The 15,259-nt window shown below is 35.9% G+C and carries 16 protein-coding genes; 2 read left to right on the top strand and 14 right to left on the bottom strand.

What is annotated here, in order from left to right:
• The 14 genes from csn2-St to cdaA form a co-directional block, all read right to left on the bottom strand.
• Positions 1 to 189 (bottom strand): CRISPR-associated protein Csn2-St (gene csn2-St, locus E0E02_RS09125; RefSeq protein ID WP_276319491.1); only part of this gene is annotated, 189 nt, incomplete at its 3' end.
• A complete protein-coding gene (gene cas2, locus E0E02_RS09120) occupies positions 186 to 509 on the bottom strand; it encodes a CRISPR-associated endonuclease Cas2 (protein WP_006532624.1) in 324 nt (107 codons plus the stop codon). The genes csn2-St and cas2, both read right to left, overlap by 4 nt.
• 1 nt (position 510) lies before the next feature.
• The gene (cas1, locus tag E0E02_RS09115) at positions 511 to 1,422 is read right to left on the bottom strand and encodes a type II CRISPR-associated endonuclease Cas1 (protein WP_133018427.1); all 912 of its coding nucleotides are present in this window, start codon (positions 1,420 to 1,422) and stop codon (positions 511 to 513) included.
• 171 nt (positions 1,423 to 1,593) lie between these two features.
• Positions 1,594 to 4,983 carry a type II CRISPR RNA-guided endonuclease Cas9 gene (gene cas9 / locus E0E02_RS09110; RefSeq protein ID WP_133018426.1) on the bottom strand — a complete coding sequence of 1,130 codons (3,390 nt, stop codon included), beginning with the start codon at positions 4,981 to 4,983 and terminating at the stop codon, positions 1,594 to 1,596.
• 104 nt (positions 4,984 to 5,087) lie between these two features.
• The gene (ndk, locus tag E0E02_RS09105; protein WP_058814079.1) at positions 5,088 to 5,504 is read right to left on the bottom strand and encodes a nucleoside-diphosphate kinase; all 417 of its coding nucleotides are present in this window, start codon (positions 5,502 to 5,504) and stop codon (positions 5,088 to 5,090) included.
• 85 nt (positions 5,505 to 5,589) lie between these two features.
• A complete protein-coding gene (locus E0E02_RS09100; RefSeq protein WP_133018425.1) occupies positions 5,590 to 5,856 on the bottom strand; it encodes a type II toxin-antitoxin system HicB family antitoxin in 267 nt (88 codons plus the stop codon).
• Positions 5,857 to 5,886: 30 nt separating this feature from the next.
• Complete coding sequence (locus E0E02_RS09095) at positions 5,887 to 6,057, bottom strand: NADH-quinone oxidoreductase subunit L (RefSeq protein WP_133018424.1); 171 nt, start codon at positions 6,055 to 6,057, stop codon at positions 5,887 to 5,889.
• Between the two features lie 5 nt (positions 6,058 to 6,062).
• Positions 6,063 to 6,719, bottom strand: coding sequence for a TIGR01906 family membrane protein (locus E0E02_RS09090; RefSeq protein WP_133018423.1), 657 nt, complete (start codon positions 6,717 to 6,719; stop codon positions 6,063 to 6,065).
• Entirely contained in the window at positions 6,709 to 7,482 is a 774-nt protein-coding gene (locus E0E02_RS09085; protein ID WP_074481524.1) for a TIGR01457 family HAD-type hydrolase, read from the bottom strand. Before E0E02_RS09085 ends, E0E02_RS09090 begins: the two co-directional genes overlap by 11 nt.
• Before the next feature lie 94 nt (positions 7,483 to 7,576).
• On the bottom strand, positions 7,577 to 8,305 hold the full coding sequence (locus tag E0E02_RS09080; protein ID WP_133018422.1) for an acyl-ACP thioesterase domain-containing protein: 729 nt from the start codon (positions 8,303 to 8,305) through the stop codon (positions 7,577 to 7,579).
• Positions 8,306 to 8,310: 5 nt separating this feature from the next.
• Positions 8,311 to 9,441, bottom strand: coding sequence for a radical SAM family heme chaperone HemW (gene hemW, locus E0E02_RS09075; RefSeq protein ID WP_133018421.1), 1,131 nt, complete (start codon positions 9,439 to 9,441; stop codon positions 8,311 to 8,313).
• Between the two features lie 110 nt (positions 9,442 to 9,551).
• Positions 9,552 to 10,904, bottom strand: a complete 1,353-nt coding sequence (gene glmM / locus E0E02_RS09070; protein WP_039696625.1) for a phosphoglucosamine mutase — start codon at positions 10,902 to 10,904, stop codon at positions 9,552 to 9,554.
• A 108-nt stretch (positions 10,905 to 11,012) separates the two neighbouring features.
• Positions 11,013 to 11,969 (bottom strand): CdaR family protein, encoded by a 957-nt coding sequence (locus E0E02_RS09065; protein ID WP_074564029.1) that lies wholly within the window; start codon positions 11,967 to 11,969, stop codon positions 11,013 to 11,015.
• Complete coding sequence (gene cdaA, locus E0E02_RS09060; protein ID WP_039696623.1) at positions 11,966 to 12,814, bottom strand: diadenylate cyclase CdaA; 849 nt, start codon at positions 12,812 to 12,814, stop codon at positions 11,966 to 11,968. Before cdaA ends, E0E02_RS09065 begins: the two co-directional genes overlap by 4 nt.
• Before the next feature lie 105 nt (positions 12,815 to 12,919).
• Here cdaA and murT point away from each other — a divergent pair, with 105 nt between their 5' ends.
• Positions 12,920 to 14,263 carry a lipid II isoglutaminyl synthase subunit MurT gene (gene murT, locus E0E02_RS09055; protein ID WP_133018420.1) on the top strand — a complete coding sequence of 448 codons (1,344 nt, stop codon included), beginning with the start codon at positions 12,920 to 12,922 and terminating at the stop codon, positions 14,261 to 14,263.
• Position 14,264: 1 nt separating this feature from the next.
• The gene (gene gatD, locus E0E02_RS09050; protein WP_133018419.1) at positions 14,265 to 15,053 is read left to right on the top strand and encodes a lipid II isoglutaminyl synthase subunit GatD; all 789 of its coding nucleotides are present in this window, start codon (positions 14,265 to 14,267) and stop codon (positions 15,051 to 15,053) included.
• The last annotated feature ends 206 nt before the right edge of the window (positions 15,054 to 15,259 follow it).

The raw sequence follows: 15,259 nt of genomic DNA, 5'->3' as shown, positions 1-15,259 counted from the left end.
CAAGATTTCTGGTTCTTCTTGGTTAAACAACGATAAATCTTCTTCTGAATATTTTTTGCCGTCAAAATACCATATAAATAATTGCCACATATAATATTTTAATTGCTGATTTTGACCAATAATTTGTGTAAATTGTCCAAAATGAATATCAAGATTATCTTTAAAAGGATGCGTAAAATGTAATCTCATATAACCACCAATTTATTATCACTAACAACTTCTTCTTGTTTCGTTTTACCTCCAACAATCAAAGTCATTTCCGAAAACTGTTTTTCAGTTACAGCCAAAAGTCGCACATTACCTGCTGGTAAATTACTTTGTTGCAATCTTTTATAAAACTTATTAGCAAAACTCCGATTTGGGCATGTACGATAATAAACAGAAAACTGCAACATTTCAAAACCATTAGCAATTAACTCTTTTCTAAAATTTCGATAAGTTCTTTTTTCTTGTGCAGTTTCCATCGGTAAATCAAAAAAACATAATAATCTCATTGCAGCATACCTCATCTTAAGACTCCAATTCTAGACTAGAAACCACCGGACAGAAAAACTTACTAGTATCTTTCTTGTCAATACATTTTATAAAACCTTGAACATATTTATCCATAGCTCCAGTCACCGTACAATTCTCATTACCATACTTAATCTTAGCATTCAATAAATTTGTTAAAGCCAAGCGATATTCATATTTTAAATATTCTTTATCTCGCAAATTTTGATAAACCCAAACATCAACGATTTGTCTAAATGGCTCCATTAAATCATCTACTAAGTTAAATTGATTATATTCATTTTTATGAAAGATACCAACTAAAGTATTTAGACCGTATCCCTCAACAATCCTAGCCATCTGTGCTCTTAAAATTGCATATCCATAATTTAGTCCAGCATTAATCACATCAGCTTCCTGCTGTGTCACGCGCGTAAACTTTTTACCAAAAAGCTCATTAAAATAAACTTTAGCCGCATGTCCTTCACGATTAGTCTTATCCCCTAGCTCAATGTGATCTTTATAGTCAGCTAACAATTGGATTGCATCGATATCTCTTTCAAATAGAGATAATACGTCTTGTTGGTTATTAATTTTAAAATAGGTTACAATTTGCCAAAGCTTATCTTTTTGCTCCTGACTCCACTCTAACTGCTTTTGCAATCTCTTATAAGCCCTAGAATGTCCATTCGGTGCATGATAAATACCTGTCGGTAAGTGTTCATTATCACAAACAATAAGAGCAATATTGAATTTGCTCAAAGCACTAAGCAAACGAAGAGTTACTACTGTATCTCCACCTTCAGCGACAATGATTGAAATATCACTTAACGGTATCGTATATTCTTCACCTTGCTTTTTTATAACAATATTATCCAATTTCAAATGCATTTTTTCACTTTGATTGACATGCACAACTCTCCAAGTCATCATACTCTCCTTTTTAGACAACGAAAAGCACCCCATGTAAACATGGGGTGCTTGAATTCGGCATGAAGCCTTATCTTTGTAGGCTCTGCAAGATTTAAGTAACCGTGCAAGGCGTCCCTTGCAAGAACTATTATATAGCGTTTACATAAAAATTGCAACCCCAAATTTCAATTATTTTTTATTATTTTTAAAATCCAACTTAGGTTTATCGCCTTCTTTTTTAACAAAGAATTTATTACCAAGAACATCAGTACGAACTTTGTAGATTGATAGGTTAGGCTTATTTAAACCTTTAATAAACTGTCCACTTTTTGCAACTTTTCCCAAAACTGGTAAAATTTCTTCCTCAGAATCAAAAGTTCCTTTTTCTAATGGTTTTAATTCCACATAGTGCTTAGATGTATCATTTTTTGAGCCGAATCTTAACATCCTTTCACAATTATTTAGAGTATCTTTGATTAAAATCAAATCATTTCGGTAAAGAGTAAACTTAAACTCAGAGTCTTTACTGACACCTTCTTTTTCCCTTATCGCATCATATTTTTCTTGTGAGATATGATACTTACCAGTTCCTTTTTCAAAACTTAAATCAGAATATTTCAATCCCATCAGTTCATATTTTAAAGTCTCTGGATTAAAGTAAATATCAGCTCGCCAAGGAGAAATTTGTCTCAATACAACTCTATTTTTAGATTTTTCAGGTGTTATATCAATACAATTTCCTAATTTTTTATCATAATACTTAAGAGACTTAATTGGTGTTCCATTTCCTTTTTTACTGTATTTACAGATTAAGCCATTTTCTCTACGATACTCTTCAAAAGGATTGCATTTTACAGTTTTTTTACCATCTTCGGAAAGTTTTTCACTTGGATAATCTCTGAGAATAACTTCAATAACATTTTCCCAAGTCATTGGGTCTTTTTGGTACATCAAGAATTGTGTTTTATCTTTTTTATATCTTTTAATAAAAGTATCAAAACCGTCTTGACTGTAGATATCTTTTATCTTCCCTAAAACATAAGTTTCATCTTTTTTATCTTTTCCAAGTTTAGCTTTTCGTGTTGAGTAAATAGTAGCATCAGAGACTTTACGATTAAATTTTGAATCAACTTGATAAGAGAATAAAATTTCATCTTCAAATCCTTTACTTGAAATCGTATTTACAAATCCTTGATAAGGTGGTTGGAAGACTAATTCTTTATATTCATCATCAGAGATACTTAAAATTTCACCAGTCTCTTTATTCACCACTTGATTTTCACCATAGCTCTCAAACATCGGATTTTCTTGTTTTTGCCACAATTTCAATTGACTTGAAGCAGCAATAATCAAAGCATCAACAGCATGGTGATGATAAGTTTCGCGTGATTTATCAATATTCCATTTTCGGCGTAGCTGTGATATAAACTGACCTCTGACAACTGAGACTTTAGTATCTTTCCCCAACTCTTTTAATGCTGTTTGAAGACTATTAAGCACTACTCGTGAAGCATAACGAGTGTCCACAAGATTACGTTCGATAAATTTCTTTTTAACTTCGATTTTATCGATATTTTCTGTTGATAAAAGATATTCACGTTTTTTCTTACCAAGCCCTTTTTGTTTTAAGATATAATCTTTCATTTCTCTAAATGACCATGCCGCATCCATAGAATCAATAACTTGATAAGGAGTTTTTTGTCCCTTCTCTTGGTTAGTCCAAGCATACACTAAAACCTTATTAGCTAAACTATCATCAAAAGAAAGTGATAGAGGCAAAATATGATCAATCTCATAGTTATTTGAATTATGCACTAAATCATGAATAGAAATTGGCTTACCAGAATATAAACAACGCTCACCTTGTTGATACCAAAGGCGAATTTTAGTTTTTAACTCTTTATTGCCATGAAAAACGCCATCAGGTAAGTTATCAGTACCATTATAAAGAAAAGCTGCTCGTTTTAAAGAATCATCTTTTTCTTTTTTATTTTCTTTTTGCTTTTTATCAATAAATTTCTTCTCATCTTCAGCATTCTTATCTCGTGGCATCTCGATAACAATCTTATCAAAATCGCCATATTTCTTAACAGCCGCATTAATGATTTTAATTGTTTGTCGAACTGATTTTGCTACAACAGGATTATAAATTTCATCTGTTATTTCTTTTTCATCAATTGTTTTTGTATTTTTTGATGATTTTTTATTAACTTTGAATTTTTCTAGTCTTGTCAAGATTGTCATCTGTTCTTCAGATGTTGCATATAATTCAGGAATTAGTTCATTCATCAATTTCGCTGAGAAACTATGCCAACCTTTATTAAATGCTGAGCTTTGATTTTTTCTAACTTGAACAATTTCAGAAATTTGTTCTTCGGTAAATTGATTTGGAAGGTTTCGATCAATAGCATCTTCGATACCTTCACGTTCTGTATTAAGTGTTAAAATATCTGCTAATTTATCTAATGTTTCTCTTGAGAGTTCATCAATATCAATCGAACTTAAATTAAATTTTAACTTACGATAAGGCTCAAAAGTATGCAAATCTGGCTTATCTTTATTATCTAGACGATATCCCTTAATATCATCTACACTACAATCTACCATCTTCGCAATTTCTTTTAATAATTTAGAAGCACCGAGTGCTTTTGATTTCTTAGCAAAATCTACTAAATACTCTTTCTGCTCAGTAGACAATTTACCAGTTTCAGTAGGAACTTTTAAATTATTTAAATCATTTAAAAAGTTAAATTCTTGTGCTGTATAAGATGCCTTAGATGCTCGGTATTCTTCTGGATAGAAACTACATTTTCCAATCAGAATACCAAAGATGTTCTCCAAGGTTGTTCCATCTGTACGAAAACGTCCGTAATCTGTACGAGATTTTTCGTTACCTGGCCCATGATAATATTTTCTTTTTTGGGTTAGAATTTCAATATAGTCTTTAATAAACTCATCTGTAATTTGTTTATTATAATTTGATTGAGTTTCTAAAATTTTACGTGCTTCATTCTTATAATCAGAAGTAGAGAAAACGTTAATTAGTCTATGAGCTTCACCATTTTCATCATAGACTGTGAAGTTTCCTCGTAATTGACCATATTTTTCCAATCGTTCAAATTGAATTTGACCTGGAGTTTTAGTCTTCAACAAGCGACGATTTTCATCAATAGATTTTGCATAATCTGAACTACCTGTTGAATCATCTTCTGCATCATCAAGATATGAAATGCCGCGTCTTTTTGCAATTGTTCGCAAAGCAGCAAACAATTCTTCATTTGTTAATTGTTCTGTTAACCCTTTAACACGAAGTTCGTACGGATTTAAATTTAGATTTCTAAAATCAGTTGAAATATCATATTTTTCAAATAAATCACGAACACGTTTTACACGATGTTTTTTACGACGGGTTAAACGTCTTGCACCGCGAAAACCTCTTCTTTCAGCATTATTTTCAGCATTTGCAGCAGAAAATAAACGCGAATTGGCATGTATTACATTTCCTGTTTTTGCATCAATAATACCAACACCAACGGAAGCTACACCAATATCCAAGCCTAAAATTTTTCCATTACTCATAGTTTTTCCTTCTTCTCTAATATCAAGTAATCCCTTACATTTTACTCTTTTGAAAACTAAAAAACAAGCGCCATTGAGCGCTTGTCAGCTACTAAACTATCAAATTATTCCCCAAACCAAAGGGCAATTTCACGTTCAACTGATTCTGGTGAATCTGAACCGTGAACGATGTTAAATGTTGCTGCTCCTTCTGCGGGTGCTTGTGCATAGTCACCGCGGATTGTTCCTGGAAGAGCTTCTTTAGGGTTTGTTGCTCCCATCATTGTACGCCAAGAAGAAATCACTTCTTCACCTGACATAACACCAGCAATCACTGGACCACTTGTCATAAAGTCTACGATTAATGGGAAAAATGGACGGTCAACTAAGTCTTCGTAGTGTTTTTCTAGCAATTCTGGAGTTGCCATACGCATTTCCAATTTTTCAATTTTGAAACCACGACGTTCGATACGGTGTAATACTTCACCAACAAGTCCGCGTTTCACACCATCTGGTTTAATCATAAAGAAAGTTTTTTCCATGTAAACAATCCAACCTATCTAAATAAATTCACTTTCAATTTTACCATAAAAGAAAATTTTTGAAAAACGTTGAAAGACATTTTCACTAAAACTTTAGTTGATTTTCATGAACTTCAACCTTAACTAGGTTAGCAGAACTATCTGTACAAGATTTTTGCTCCATATCACTTGGATTTGGCCAAGTGATTCCATCTTTTTGGTGAGTTTCCAAGATAGCTTGTAAAAACTCTTGAGCATTCATCATCGCTTCTTCAAAGTTCCCACCTTGAGTACCTCCTGCAAGCTCTGGAAATTCAACCCAATATCCATTGATTTCTTTATGAAAAATTGCAGAATAAGCTTTTAACATCATAAACACCCTTAATTAAGTAACTGATTTTCCCTAACTCACCAGCCAGCCCCAGAAAAAAGGGAGAAGAAAGGCGATGATACCTGCGATAACGAAGGTGATGCGTAGACATTTTTGAGAAATATCAGCTGATTTTACCCAAAAAGTAATGGCAAAAAGCCACGATGCGGCAAATAAAAGCCAGTAATACCATTCAAGAGACATTTTGCTTATCCTTTCTCTTTACCATGATGTGCTAGACGCTCTGCTAATTGTTTCCTTGCTATGACAAGTAAGCTTAGCATGAGTGCTTCATAAGTTACAAAGAAGATGATAAAGCAGTGCATGAAGTACTCTTCTGGTAAGACCCAAATGATTGGGTCAGTTGCTGGGTTAAAGAGCCAGCTAGTATCACCTGGAAAAAGGGCTTCATGAAATAGGGTGAAAAATTGATCAAATCCAATCAAGGCACCCGCTACTGCAATAACCACTGGTAAAATAGCTGCTAAGCCAAAAGCTTTTTGATGCAAAAAGAGTGATTTTTCTGCTCTGCTATTTTTCCAAAAACGCCAAGTCGGGTACAAAAGGACTAGAAAGACCGCTTGTGCTAAATGAAATAGATGCTTCACGTCGCCAAAATGCTTAAGCCCACTAGCTGATGAGGGAAAATCAGGCATAGCTAGAGTGTGCGATAATGGATTCGTCAGATATGTCATCAAGACATTGAAGTTTTTTAAGAGGTCAGCTTTTGTTATAGTCACTTGGAGGGTAAGCTTGAGCCAATCCACCTCTAAAGGATAGATTAACCAAGCGCCGTAAATAGCTACTAGCACTGCAAAAGATAATAGCCATAACCAAGTACTAAAGGTCCAAATTCTATTTTTCATCAAAATTCCATTCGTCAAGGCTAGCTAGTACGTGGTCAGGTTTTACTGGAAGTGTTGGCACTTCTTCAGGTTTGGTAAATCCTGTTGTCACAAGTAAAGTAGCAATATCATTTTGAATTCCTGCCATGATATCTGTTAGGTAGTTATCTCCAACCATGATAGCTTCTTCGCGTTTAACCCCAAGGACGTCCAAAGCTTTGTTCATGATAATAGCATTCGGTTTTCCGATATAAACTGGTTTAACACGTGTTGCTACTTCTAATAGATTGTTAATGGCACCAGCTCCTGGCATCAAACCACGTTCCGTTGGAATGTTCAAGTCTGGGTTCGTTCCGATAAAGACAGCACCTTTTTGGATAGCTAATGTTGCTACTGCCAATTTTTCATAAGTCAAATCAGTATCAAGTCCAACAACGACATAGGCCGGATTTTCAGTATCTTCTACGTAACCCGCCTCAGCAATCGCTGTTTTCAAACCGGTCTCACCAATCACGTAAACCGTTTTGCCACGATTCAAATCGTTCATGTAATCAATCGTCGCCATTGTTGCGGTGTAAATAGTGTTAAGAGGTGTGTGAACGTTGAATTGTGTTGCCAACATTTCTTGGACTTTTTCAGGTGTACGTGTTGAATTGTTTGTCACCAAGACATAAGGAATTTGTCGTTCTTGAAGACGTTGAATAAAACGTTCTCCAGCTGGAATACGATCTTTTCCTTTATAAATTGTTCCGTCTAAATCAATCAAATAGCCTTTATAAGTCATTCTTTCCTCCATATATAGTAAATGACCTTTCAGGTAAGTTAAAAGGTCATTAAGTCTTACTTTTTTCCTTAATTATTTAAAAATAGCAGAGCGCTTATTTTTCTTTCCATTCAATGCGTGCTTGAGCTCGTACCACACCTTGAGTGACAATTTCATGTTTGGTTGTCAATCCATCACGTTCAACTCGTGACTTGATGTCATGACCATATTGAACCTCTTTGACATATTTCAAATTGATTTGGCGAGGAATATATTTTTCCAAAAAGTTGACATCTAAAACATCATACATCCATTCAAGGTATTTACTATTATTAACATGACCATTTAAATCAAGATCAAAGAAACGCACGTGGTAGAGAGTTTCTTCTGGATTTTCCAAGCCTTCATAACGAGGACCACGGTAAATTTTCTTCACTTTTTCAACTTGGTAAACATCGACAATATCATCGACAACAGGATGCACTTTGCGAGTGTCATAATCCATCAAAACAAAGGTTGAATGAATGGTCAAAATCTTCTCACCATCTTCGCCATAGACATTGAAATCACGGTAACAAAAGAGCTTGTTATAAGCTGTTGGCACCGTCTCGATTACAATGTTTTCGGTATATTTAGGCAAGCGGTCGATCTCAATCGCATATTCTGTGATAATCCAGACAAGATTATAAGTTTGAAAAACATACTCGTCACTCATTCCAAGACTTAACGATTGTTTGCCAGAAACTTGCAAAACAAGCGATAAGAGTTGTGATAATTTCATATTTTGATTAATATCACTTTCATAAAAAGGTACTTGATATTTTTCTTGATAACTTAATCCCATCTTTTTTACTCCAATATAAATCTCTCTGCGACTGTGTCTCCCAAAAACAGTCCTTTTTTGGTCATGCGTACCACCTTATCATCTGGAACCAATAGGCCTTGCTGACAAAGTTCTCTCACGATTTGACCATAACGTTCTTCAAAAGACAAGCCGAATTTTTCTTCAAATCTAGCGATTGAGACACCAGATTTTTTGCGTAATCCTAAGAACAATTCTTCTTCCATCATCTCATCTTTTGTCAATTTTTCTTCTGATAATCTGGCATTACCTTGAGCAACTGCTTTAAGATAATGCTGAATTGGCCCTCGATTACGATAACGGACACCATTTAAATAGCCAGAAGCCCCTGCTCCCACACCAAAATACTCTGCATTGTCCCAGTACATCAAATTATGGCGGCTTTCAAAACCTGGTTTGGTGAAGTTTGAAATTTCATAGTGCTCAAAGCCATTAGCTTCTAACTCAGAAATGATGTATTCAAACATCTCCGCTTCCAAATCTTCTTTAGGTAATTGTAATTTACCGCGACGCATCTTATTCATGAAAACCGTATGATGTTCCAGAATCAAGCTATATAAACTCAAATGCGGAATATCAAGTGCAATAGCCTTAGCCACATTTTCCTTAACATCTTCCATAGTTTGACCAGGAAGAGCATAAATCAAATCAATGGAAATATTATGAAAACCAGCTTTTTTCAAATTTGAAATGGTTGAATAAATCTGTGCTTCATTATGGCTACGTCCAATTTGCTTCAAATGTTTGTCATTGAAAGTCTGAACGCCAAGTGACACACGATTCACGGCTGAGCGCTTGAGCACTTCAATCTTATCTTCTGTTAAATCACCTGGGTTAGCTTCAATAGTGAATTCTTCTAAAACACTCAAATCCAAGTGCTTAGTCAAATTCGTCAACAAGTACTCCAGTTGTTCTGCCGTAATTGAGGTTGGTGTTCCACCACCAATATATAAAGTACGCAACTGTTTAATATCATAAGACTCAAACTCACGAATAAGAGCCTGCAAATAGTCATCGACAGGCTGATTCTTGATAAAAACCTTTGAAAAATCACAATAATAACAAATCTGCGTACAAAAAGGAATATGTACATAAGCTGATGTTGGTTTTGTTAGCATGACGCTATTATAACATTTTTAAGTGAGATAACCAATGAATTAAATACAATAAAATCTTAGCAAGCAAAAAAGGAGAGCACCACTGCTCAATCCTTTTTCATTTATTTTAATTAGTCGATTCCAATTTCTTTACGAACGACATCAGCGATAGTATCGACATAGTAGCTTACTTCTTCATCGGTTGGAGCTTCTGCCATAACACGAAGAAGTGGTTCTGTACCACTTGGGCGGACCAAGATACGACCGTTTCCGTTCATTTCTTCTTCCATTTTGCTGATGATTTCTGCGATAGCTGGAACTTCCATGGCTTTGCTCTTCATGCTGTTTTCAACACGAACGTTAACCAATTTTTGTGGATAGATAGTCACTTCAGCGGCCAATTCAGAAAGTGGTTTACCAGTTTCTTTCATGACTTTAACCAATTGGATACCAGTCAATTGACCATCACCAGTTGTGTTGTAGTCCATGATAATCACGTGACCTGATTGTTCACCGCCAAGGTTATAGCCTGATTTACGCATTTCTTCAACAACGTAACGGTCACCAACAGCTGTGATAGCTTTGTTAATACCTTCACGGTCAAGCGCTTTGTGGAAACCAAGGTTTGACATAACAGTAGTTACGATAGTATTGTGAGCCAATTGTCCACGTTCTGATAGGTATTTACCGATGATGTACATTACTTTGTCTCCATCAACGATTTCTCCATTTTCATCAACGGCAATCAAACGGTCGCTATCACCATCAAAAGCAAGACCAACTGCAGCACCTGATTCTTTAACAAGTTCTTGCAATTGTTCTGGGTGAGTTGATCCTACACCATCATTGATGTTAAGACCATCTGGATTTTCACCGATAACTGTAATATCAGCATCAAGATCTAGGAAAATATCACGTGCAGATACAGATGCTGAACCGTTTGCTGTATCAAGAGCAACTTTCATTCCTTCTAAGCTAATACCTGTTGATACAAGGAATTTTTCATATTTACGAAGACCTTCTGGATAATCAACAAGTGTTCCCAAACCGTCTGCTGAAGGGCGTGGAAGGGTATCTTCTGGTGCATCAAGAAGAGCTTCAATTTCCAATTCTTGATCATCAGCCAATTTGAATCCATCACCACCGAAGAATTTAATTCCATTATCTTGTGCAGGGTTGTGACTAGCAGAAATCATAACACCAGCACTAGCTTTTTCAGTACGTACAAGGTATGAAACACCTGGAGTTGCTAAAACACCAAGTTTGTAAACTTCAATACCAACTGAAAGAAGACCAGCAACCAATGCTGATTCAAGCATTTCACCAGAAATACGAGTATCGCGTGCCACAAATACTTTTGGACGTCCTGTTTCATGCTGGCTAAGAACATAGCCACCAAAGCGTCCTAATTTGAAAGCTAACTCAGGGGTCAACTCAACATTTGCTTCTCCACGAACACCATCTGTTCCAAAATATTTTCCCATTATTTTTTTAGCGAAAAATTCGCTTCCTCCATTACTAATATTCATTTCCTAAGGACAAGAAACTTGCTTGTCCAATATTCTTTAATATATAGTCCTAGCTATTATGAACTATTTTTTCGTCACTGTCAACTGTACCGTCACTACAGAAGGCTCTACTGCCACATTATCTGCTGTTAAGTTGACACTCAAATTAGTATCTTTTGTCACATTTGAGACATCGACATTAGCAACCACCTCATTAACAGCGTTAAGGGCATCTTGGCTACCAGCAATCGTCACTTGGTCTTGACTGAGACTATAAGAGATGTTTGATAGCTTATCATTCATTTTCCCAGTCATCTTAACAGTCACAGGAACGGTTTTGGTCAATCTCTTAACTGTCACTTCAAGTCGAGCTTTTGACGGGTTAATCGCACTAGCAAGAATTGTACCATCTGAGGCAACAGCTTGTAGGGCTACTCGTCCACTGTAATTGCCATTTAAGACTTCATTTTCAGGCAGTTTAGCAACCACATGATCGATTTGATCAATGATTGATTCTGCACTTGTGACTTCAACTTCAGATATGTCTGTTGACACTTTCTTCAGCTCATAGCCTTTGGCGATTTGATTATCATCAATGACGCCTTGAACATCAAATGTTTTGGTTTTCTTTTTGCCAATAGTCACTGAGATATTATTAGGTGAAGCTGTCGCTGTAACACCTGATGGCAAATTAGTCACCTTAAGAGGCACTGTTTGAGTCCCTTCACCCAAGTTTGACAAGTCAGCAACAACCTTGAAACTTCTCGTGTCATTATTGATTTCAGAGTCCAATTTAACACGGTTGATTGATGTTAAATAAACTTCTGTTTCATACGAATAACCACTGATAAAATACTTATCACTATCGTATTTGATATCGATAGGGACATTTGTTAGGGTGTGGGTGAAGGTCTCTGTTGCGCCAGATACCTGCGACCCAACATGCGTATAGTTACTTGTTGTGGCAGTCAAAAATAGGAGAATAGAAAAGATAATGGACACAATAACCAACCAGAATTGACTATTGAAAAACTTTTTCATTTTTTCTTCCTCCAAAATTTTTGATACCAGTGGTCTTCTTCCTCAACTTTTGTAATTAAGTGGGTGCGAAGAATCGCTTCAAAATTCTCTTTGGTCAAATCATGCAAAAACTCACCTTTTGAAGTAATTGAAATACCACCAGTCTCTTCTGACACAACAATTGTAAGAGCATCTGAGTTTTCTGAAAGTCCAATAGCTGCGCGGTGACGTGTTCCGAATTCTTTTGAAATGGCCATTGATTCAGACAAAGGAAGGTAAGAACAAGCTGTCGCGATTTTATTACCACTAATGATTACCGCACCATCATGCAAAGGTGTGTTTGGGATGAAGATATTAATCAACAACTGACTTGAAATATCAGCATCCAAAGGAATCCCTGTAGAAATATACTCTTGCAATGTTTGCGTGCGCTCGATAGAAATCAAAGCACCAATTTTACGAGGACTCATGTAAGCAACTGATTTTACCAAGGCTTCAACCAGTTTTTCTTCGTCACTAACTTGTTGCGTTTGTGAAAAAACTTGCGTCGAACGACCAAATTTTTCAAGACCAGAACGAATCTCAGGAGCAAAGATAACAACACACGCGATAACACCGTATGTGATAACTTGATTCATCAAATAAGTGATGGTCGTAAAGCCAATCCACTCAGCGACAAATTTCAAAATGATAAAGAAGACAACACCTTGAATCAAGGACATAATCTTCGTGCCAGCTAAGGCTTTTATTAAACGATAAATAAAATATGCTACGATTAAAATATCTAGTAAATGAACAACAATAGTCCATGGATTTTCAACTAAAGTTGCCCAAAATTTAGCATCAATAGCCGCTAAATTACTCATACATACATCTCTTTTCTCTAACTAAATAAAACTACCTTTCTATTATACCACTTTTAAAACAGATTTTCTTTATTCGAATATTCCTTTTTGTGGTACAATATTCCTATGAAAGTAAACACATTAATGGGAATTACGGCTGGTAAAGCAGCTCACGCCATTCTTTCAAAAATGGGACGTGGCTCAACCTTGCCTGGAAAAATCGCCCTCAAATTCGACAAAGACATTTTAGATACGATTGCCAAAGATTATGAGATTGTTGTTGTCACTGGTACAAACGGTAAAACCCTCACAACTGCTTTGACAGTAGGCATTTTGCGTGAAGCTTTCGGTGAAATCGTGACAAACCCTAGTGGAGCTAACATGATTACCGGAATCACATCAACTTTCTTGACAGCTAAAAGAGCTAAATCTGGAAAAAAAATCGCTGTGCTAGAAATTGATGAAGCAAGCCTTCCAAAAATCACAGAATACATCACTCCAAGTCTTTTTGTCTTCACAAATATTTTTCGTGACCAAATGGACCGTTATGGTGAAATCTATACAACTTATCAAATGATTTTGGATGGTGCAGCAAAAGCACCAAATGCAACTATCCTAGCTAATGGAGACAGCCCGCTCTTCAATTCAACAAACGTCATCAATCCAGTCAAATACTATGGTTTTGATACTGAAAAGCATGCACCAGAATTAGCTCACTACAACACTGAAGGTATCTTGTGCCCACAATGCCAAAGCATCTTGAAATACAAGCTTAACACTTACGCTAACCTTGGTGATTACGTTTGTGAAAATTGCGGTTTCCACCGTCCAAAACTTGATTACGCTTTGACAGACTTGACAAAAATCACGAATACTACATCTGAATTTGTCATTGATGGGCAAGTTTACAAGATTAACGTCGGTGGCCTTTACAATATCTATAACGCCCTTGCAGCCGTGTCTGTAGCTGAATTCTTTGGCGTTTCTCCTGAAAAAATCAAAGCTGGTTTTGACAAGAGCCGTGCAGTCTTTGGACGTCAAGAAACCTTCAAAATCGGTGATAAGTCTTGTACTTTGGTTCTTATCAAAAACCCAGTTGGTGCTAGCCAAGCTCTTGATATGATTAAATTGGCTCCATATCCATTTACACTATCAGTTCTACTCAATGCCAACTACGCTGACGGAATTGATACTAGCTGGATTTGGGATGCTAACTTTGAATCTATTTTAGATATGGATATCCCACAAGCCTTTGCTGGAGGCGTGCGCCACTCTGAAATTGCACGTCGCTTACGTGTGACAGGTTATGATGAAGATAAAATTACAGAAGCTGAAAGCTTAGAAGATATCATGGCTTTGATTGAAGCTCAACCAACTGACCATGCTTATATCTTAGCGACTTACACAGCTATGCTTCAATTCCGCGAAATCTTAGCAAGTCGTCACGCTGTTGGAAAGGAGATGAACTAAAATGACTTATACTTCACTACAATCTCCTGCAAATAAAGACTATCAATACGAATTAAACGTTGCTCACCTTTACGGAAATCTTATGAATACCTACGGTGACAATGGTAATATTCTCATGATGAAATACGTCGGTGAAAAGCTAGGTGCTAAAATGACCTTTGATATCGTGTCACTTGGTGATAGCTTTGATGCCAATTACTATGATATGGCTTTCTTTGGTGGCGGACAAGATTACGAACAATCAATCGTCGCTAAAGACCTACCAGGCAAAAAAGAATCTATCGCTGATTTCATCAACAAAGACAAAGTTATGCTTGCAATCTGTGGTGGTTTCCAACTTCTAGGTCAATACTACGTCCAAGCAAACGGTGAAAAAATCGATGGTCTTGGGGTTATGGGACACTATACCCTTAGTCAAAATAATAATCGTTTTATCGGTGATATCAAAATTCACAATGATGAATTTAACGAAACTTATTACGGTTTTGAAAATCACCAAGGACGTACTTTCCTTTCAGAAGATGAAAAACCACTTGGAACATGTGTTTACGGAAACGGTAATAATAAAGAAGACGGTACTGAAGGCGTTCATTACAAAAACGTCTACGGTAGCTACTTCCACGGACCAATTCTTTCACGTAATGCTAACCTGGCTTATCGCCTCGTAACCACAGCCTTGAAAAATAAATATGGTTCTAGTATTGCACTACCAAGTTATAACGACATTCTTTCAAAAGAAGTTGCCGAAGAATATGCCGATACTAAGAGCAAAGCTGAATTTGAAAAATAAGATTTTACAAAAAATGCTTGAAGAAAATTTCTTCAAGCATTTTTATAATCTCTTTTGTGTTCACTTAACCAAGCTATCTTATCGACAATATGTCAATACACTTTTTAAAAGCACAAAAAAACCTTAGCCTAAGCTAAGGTTTTTACCTTAATATAATCAGAGATTATTTTTTAAGGTTCTCTTCCTATTATATAGCACTATAAAAT

The organism is Streptococcus sp. KCJ4932, from assembly GCF_004352745.1.
Lineage (GTDB): Bacteria > Bacillota > Bacilli > Lactobacillales > Streptococcaceae > Streptococcus > Streptococcus ruminicola.
The sequence above is the reverse complement of the archived record's forward strand: the minus strand, read 5'-3'. Positions and strand labels throughout refer to the sequence as shown.

What these genes read in the sequence shown, in the direction of transcription:
- cas2 (WP_006532624.1), bottom strand. Translation starts at nt 509, where the DNA reads ATGAGGTATGCTGCAATGAGATTATTATGTTTTTTTGATTTACCGATG.
- murT (WP_133018420.1), top strand. Translation starts at nt 12,920, where the DNA reads ATGAAAGTAAACACATTAATGGGAATTACGGCTGGTAAAGCAGCTCAC.
- E0E02_RS09090 (WP_133018423.1), bottom strand. Translation starts at nt 6,719, where the DNA reads ATGAAAAATAGAATTTGGACCTTTAGTACTTGGTTATGGCTATTATCT.
- hemW (WP_133018421.1), bottom strand. Translation starts at nt 9,441, where the DNA reads ATGCTAACAAAACCAACATCAGCTTATGTACATATTCCTTTTTGTACG.
- E0E02_RS09100 (WP_133018425.1), bottom strand. Translation starts at nt 5,856, where the DNA reads ATGATGTTAAAAGCTTATTCTGCAATTTTTCATAAAGAAATCAATGGA.
- glmM (WP_039696625.1), bottom strand. Translation starts at nt 10,904, where the DNA reads ATGGGAAAATATTTTGGAACAGATGGTGTTCGTGGAGAAGCAAATGTT.
- E0E02_RS09080 (WP_133018422.1), bottom strand. Translation starts at nt 8,305, where the DNA reads ATGGGATTAAGTTATCAAGAAAAATATCAAGTACCTTTTTATGAAAGT.
- E0E02_RS09095 (WP_133018424.1), bottom strand. Translation starts at nt 6,057, where the DNA reads ATGTCTCTTGAATGGTATTACTGGCTTTTATTTGCCGCATCGTGGCTT.
- gatD (WP_133018419.1), top strand. Translation starts at nt 14,265, where the DNA reads ATGACTTATACTTCACTACAATCTCCTGCAAATAAAGACTATCAATAC.
- E0E02_RS09065 (WP_074564029.1), bottom strand. Translation starts at nt 11,969, where the DNA reads ATGAAAAAGTTTTTCAATAGTCAATTCTGGTTGGTTATTGTGTCCATT.
- cas1 (WP_133018427.1), bottom strand. Translation starts at nt 1,422, where the DNA reads ATGACTTGGAGAGTTGTGCATGTCAATCAAAGTGAAAAAATGCATTTG.
- cas9 (WP_133018426.1), bottom strand. Translation starts at nt 4,983, where the DNA reads ATGAGTAATGGAAAAATTTTAGGCTTGGATATTGGTGTAGCTTCCGTT.
- ndk (WP_058814079.1), bottom strand. Translation starts at nt 5,504, where the DNA reads ATGGAAAAAACTTTCTTTATGATTAAACCAGATGGTGTGAAACGCGGA.
- E0E02_RS09085 (WP_074481524.1), bottom strand. Translation starts at nt 7,482, where the DNA reads ATGACTTATAAAGGCTATTTGATTGATTTAGACGGAACAATTTATAAA.
- cdaA (WP_039696623.1), bottom strand. Translation starts at nt 12,814, where the DNA reads ATGAGTAATTTAGCGGCTATTGATGCTAAATTTTGGGCAACTTTAGTT.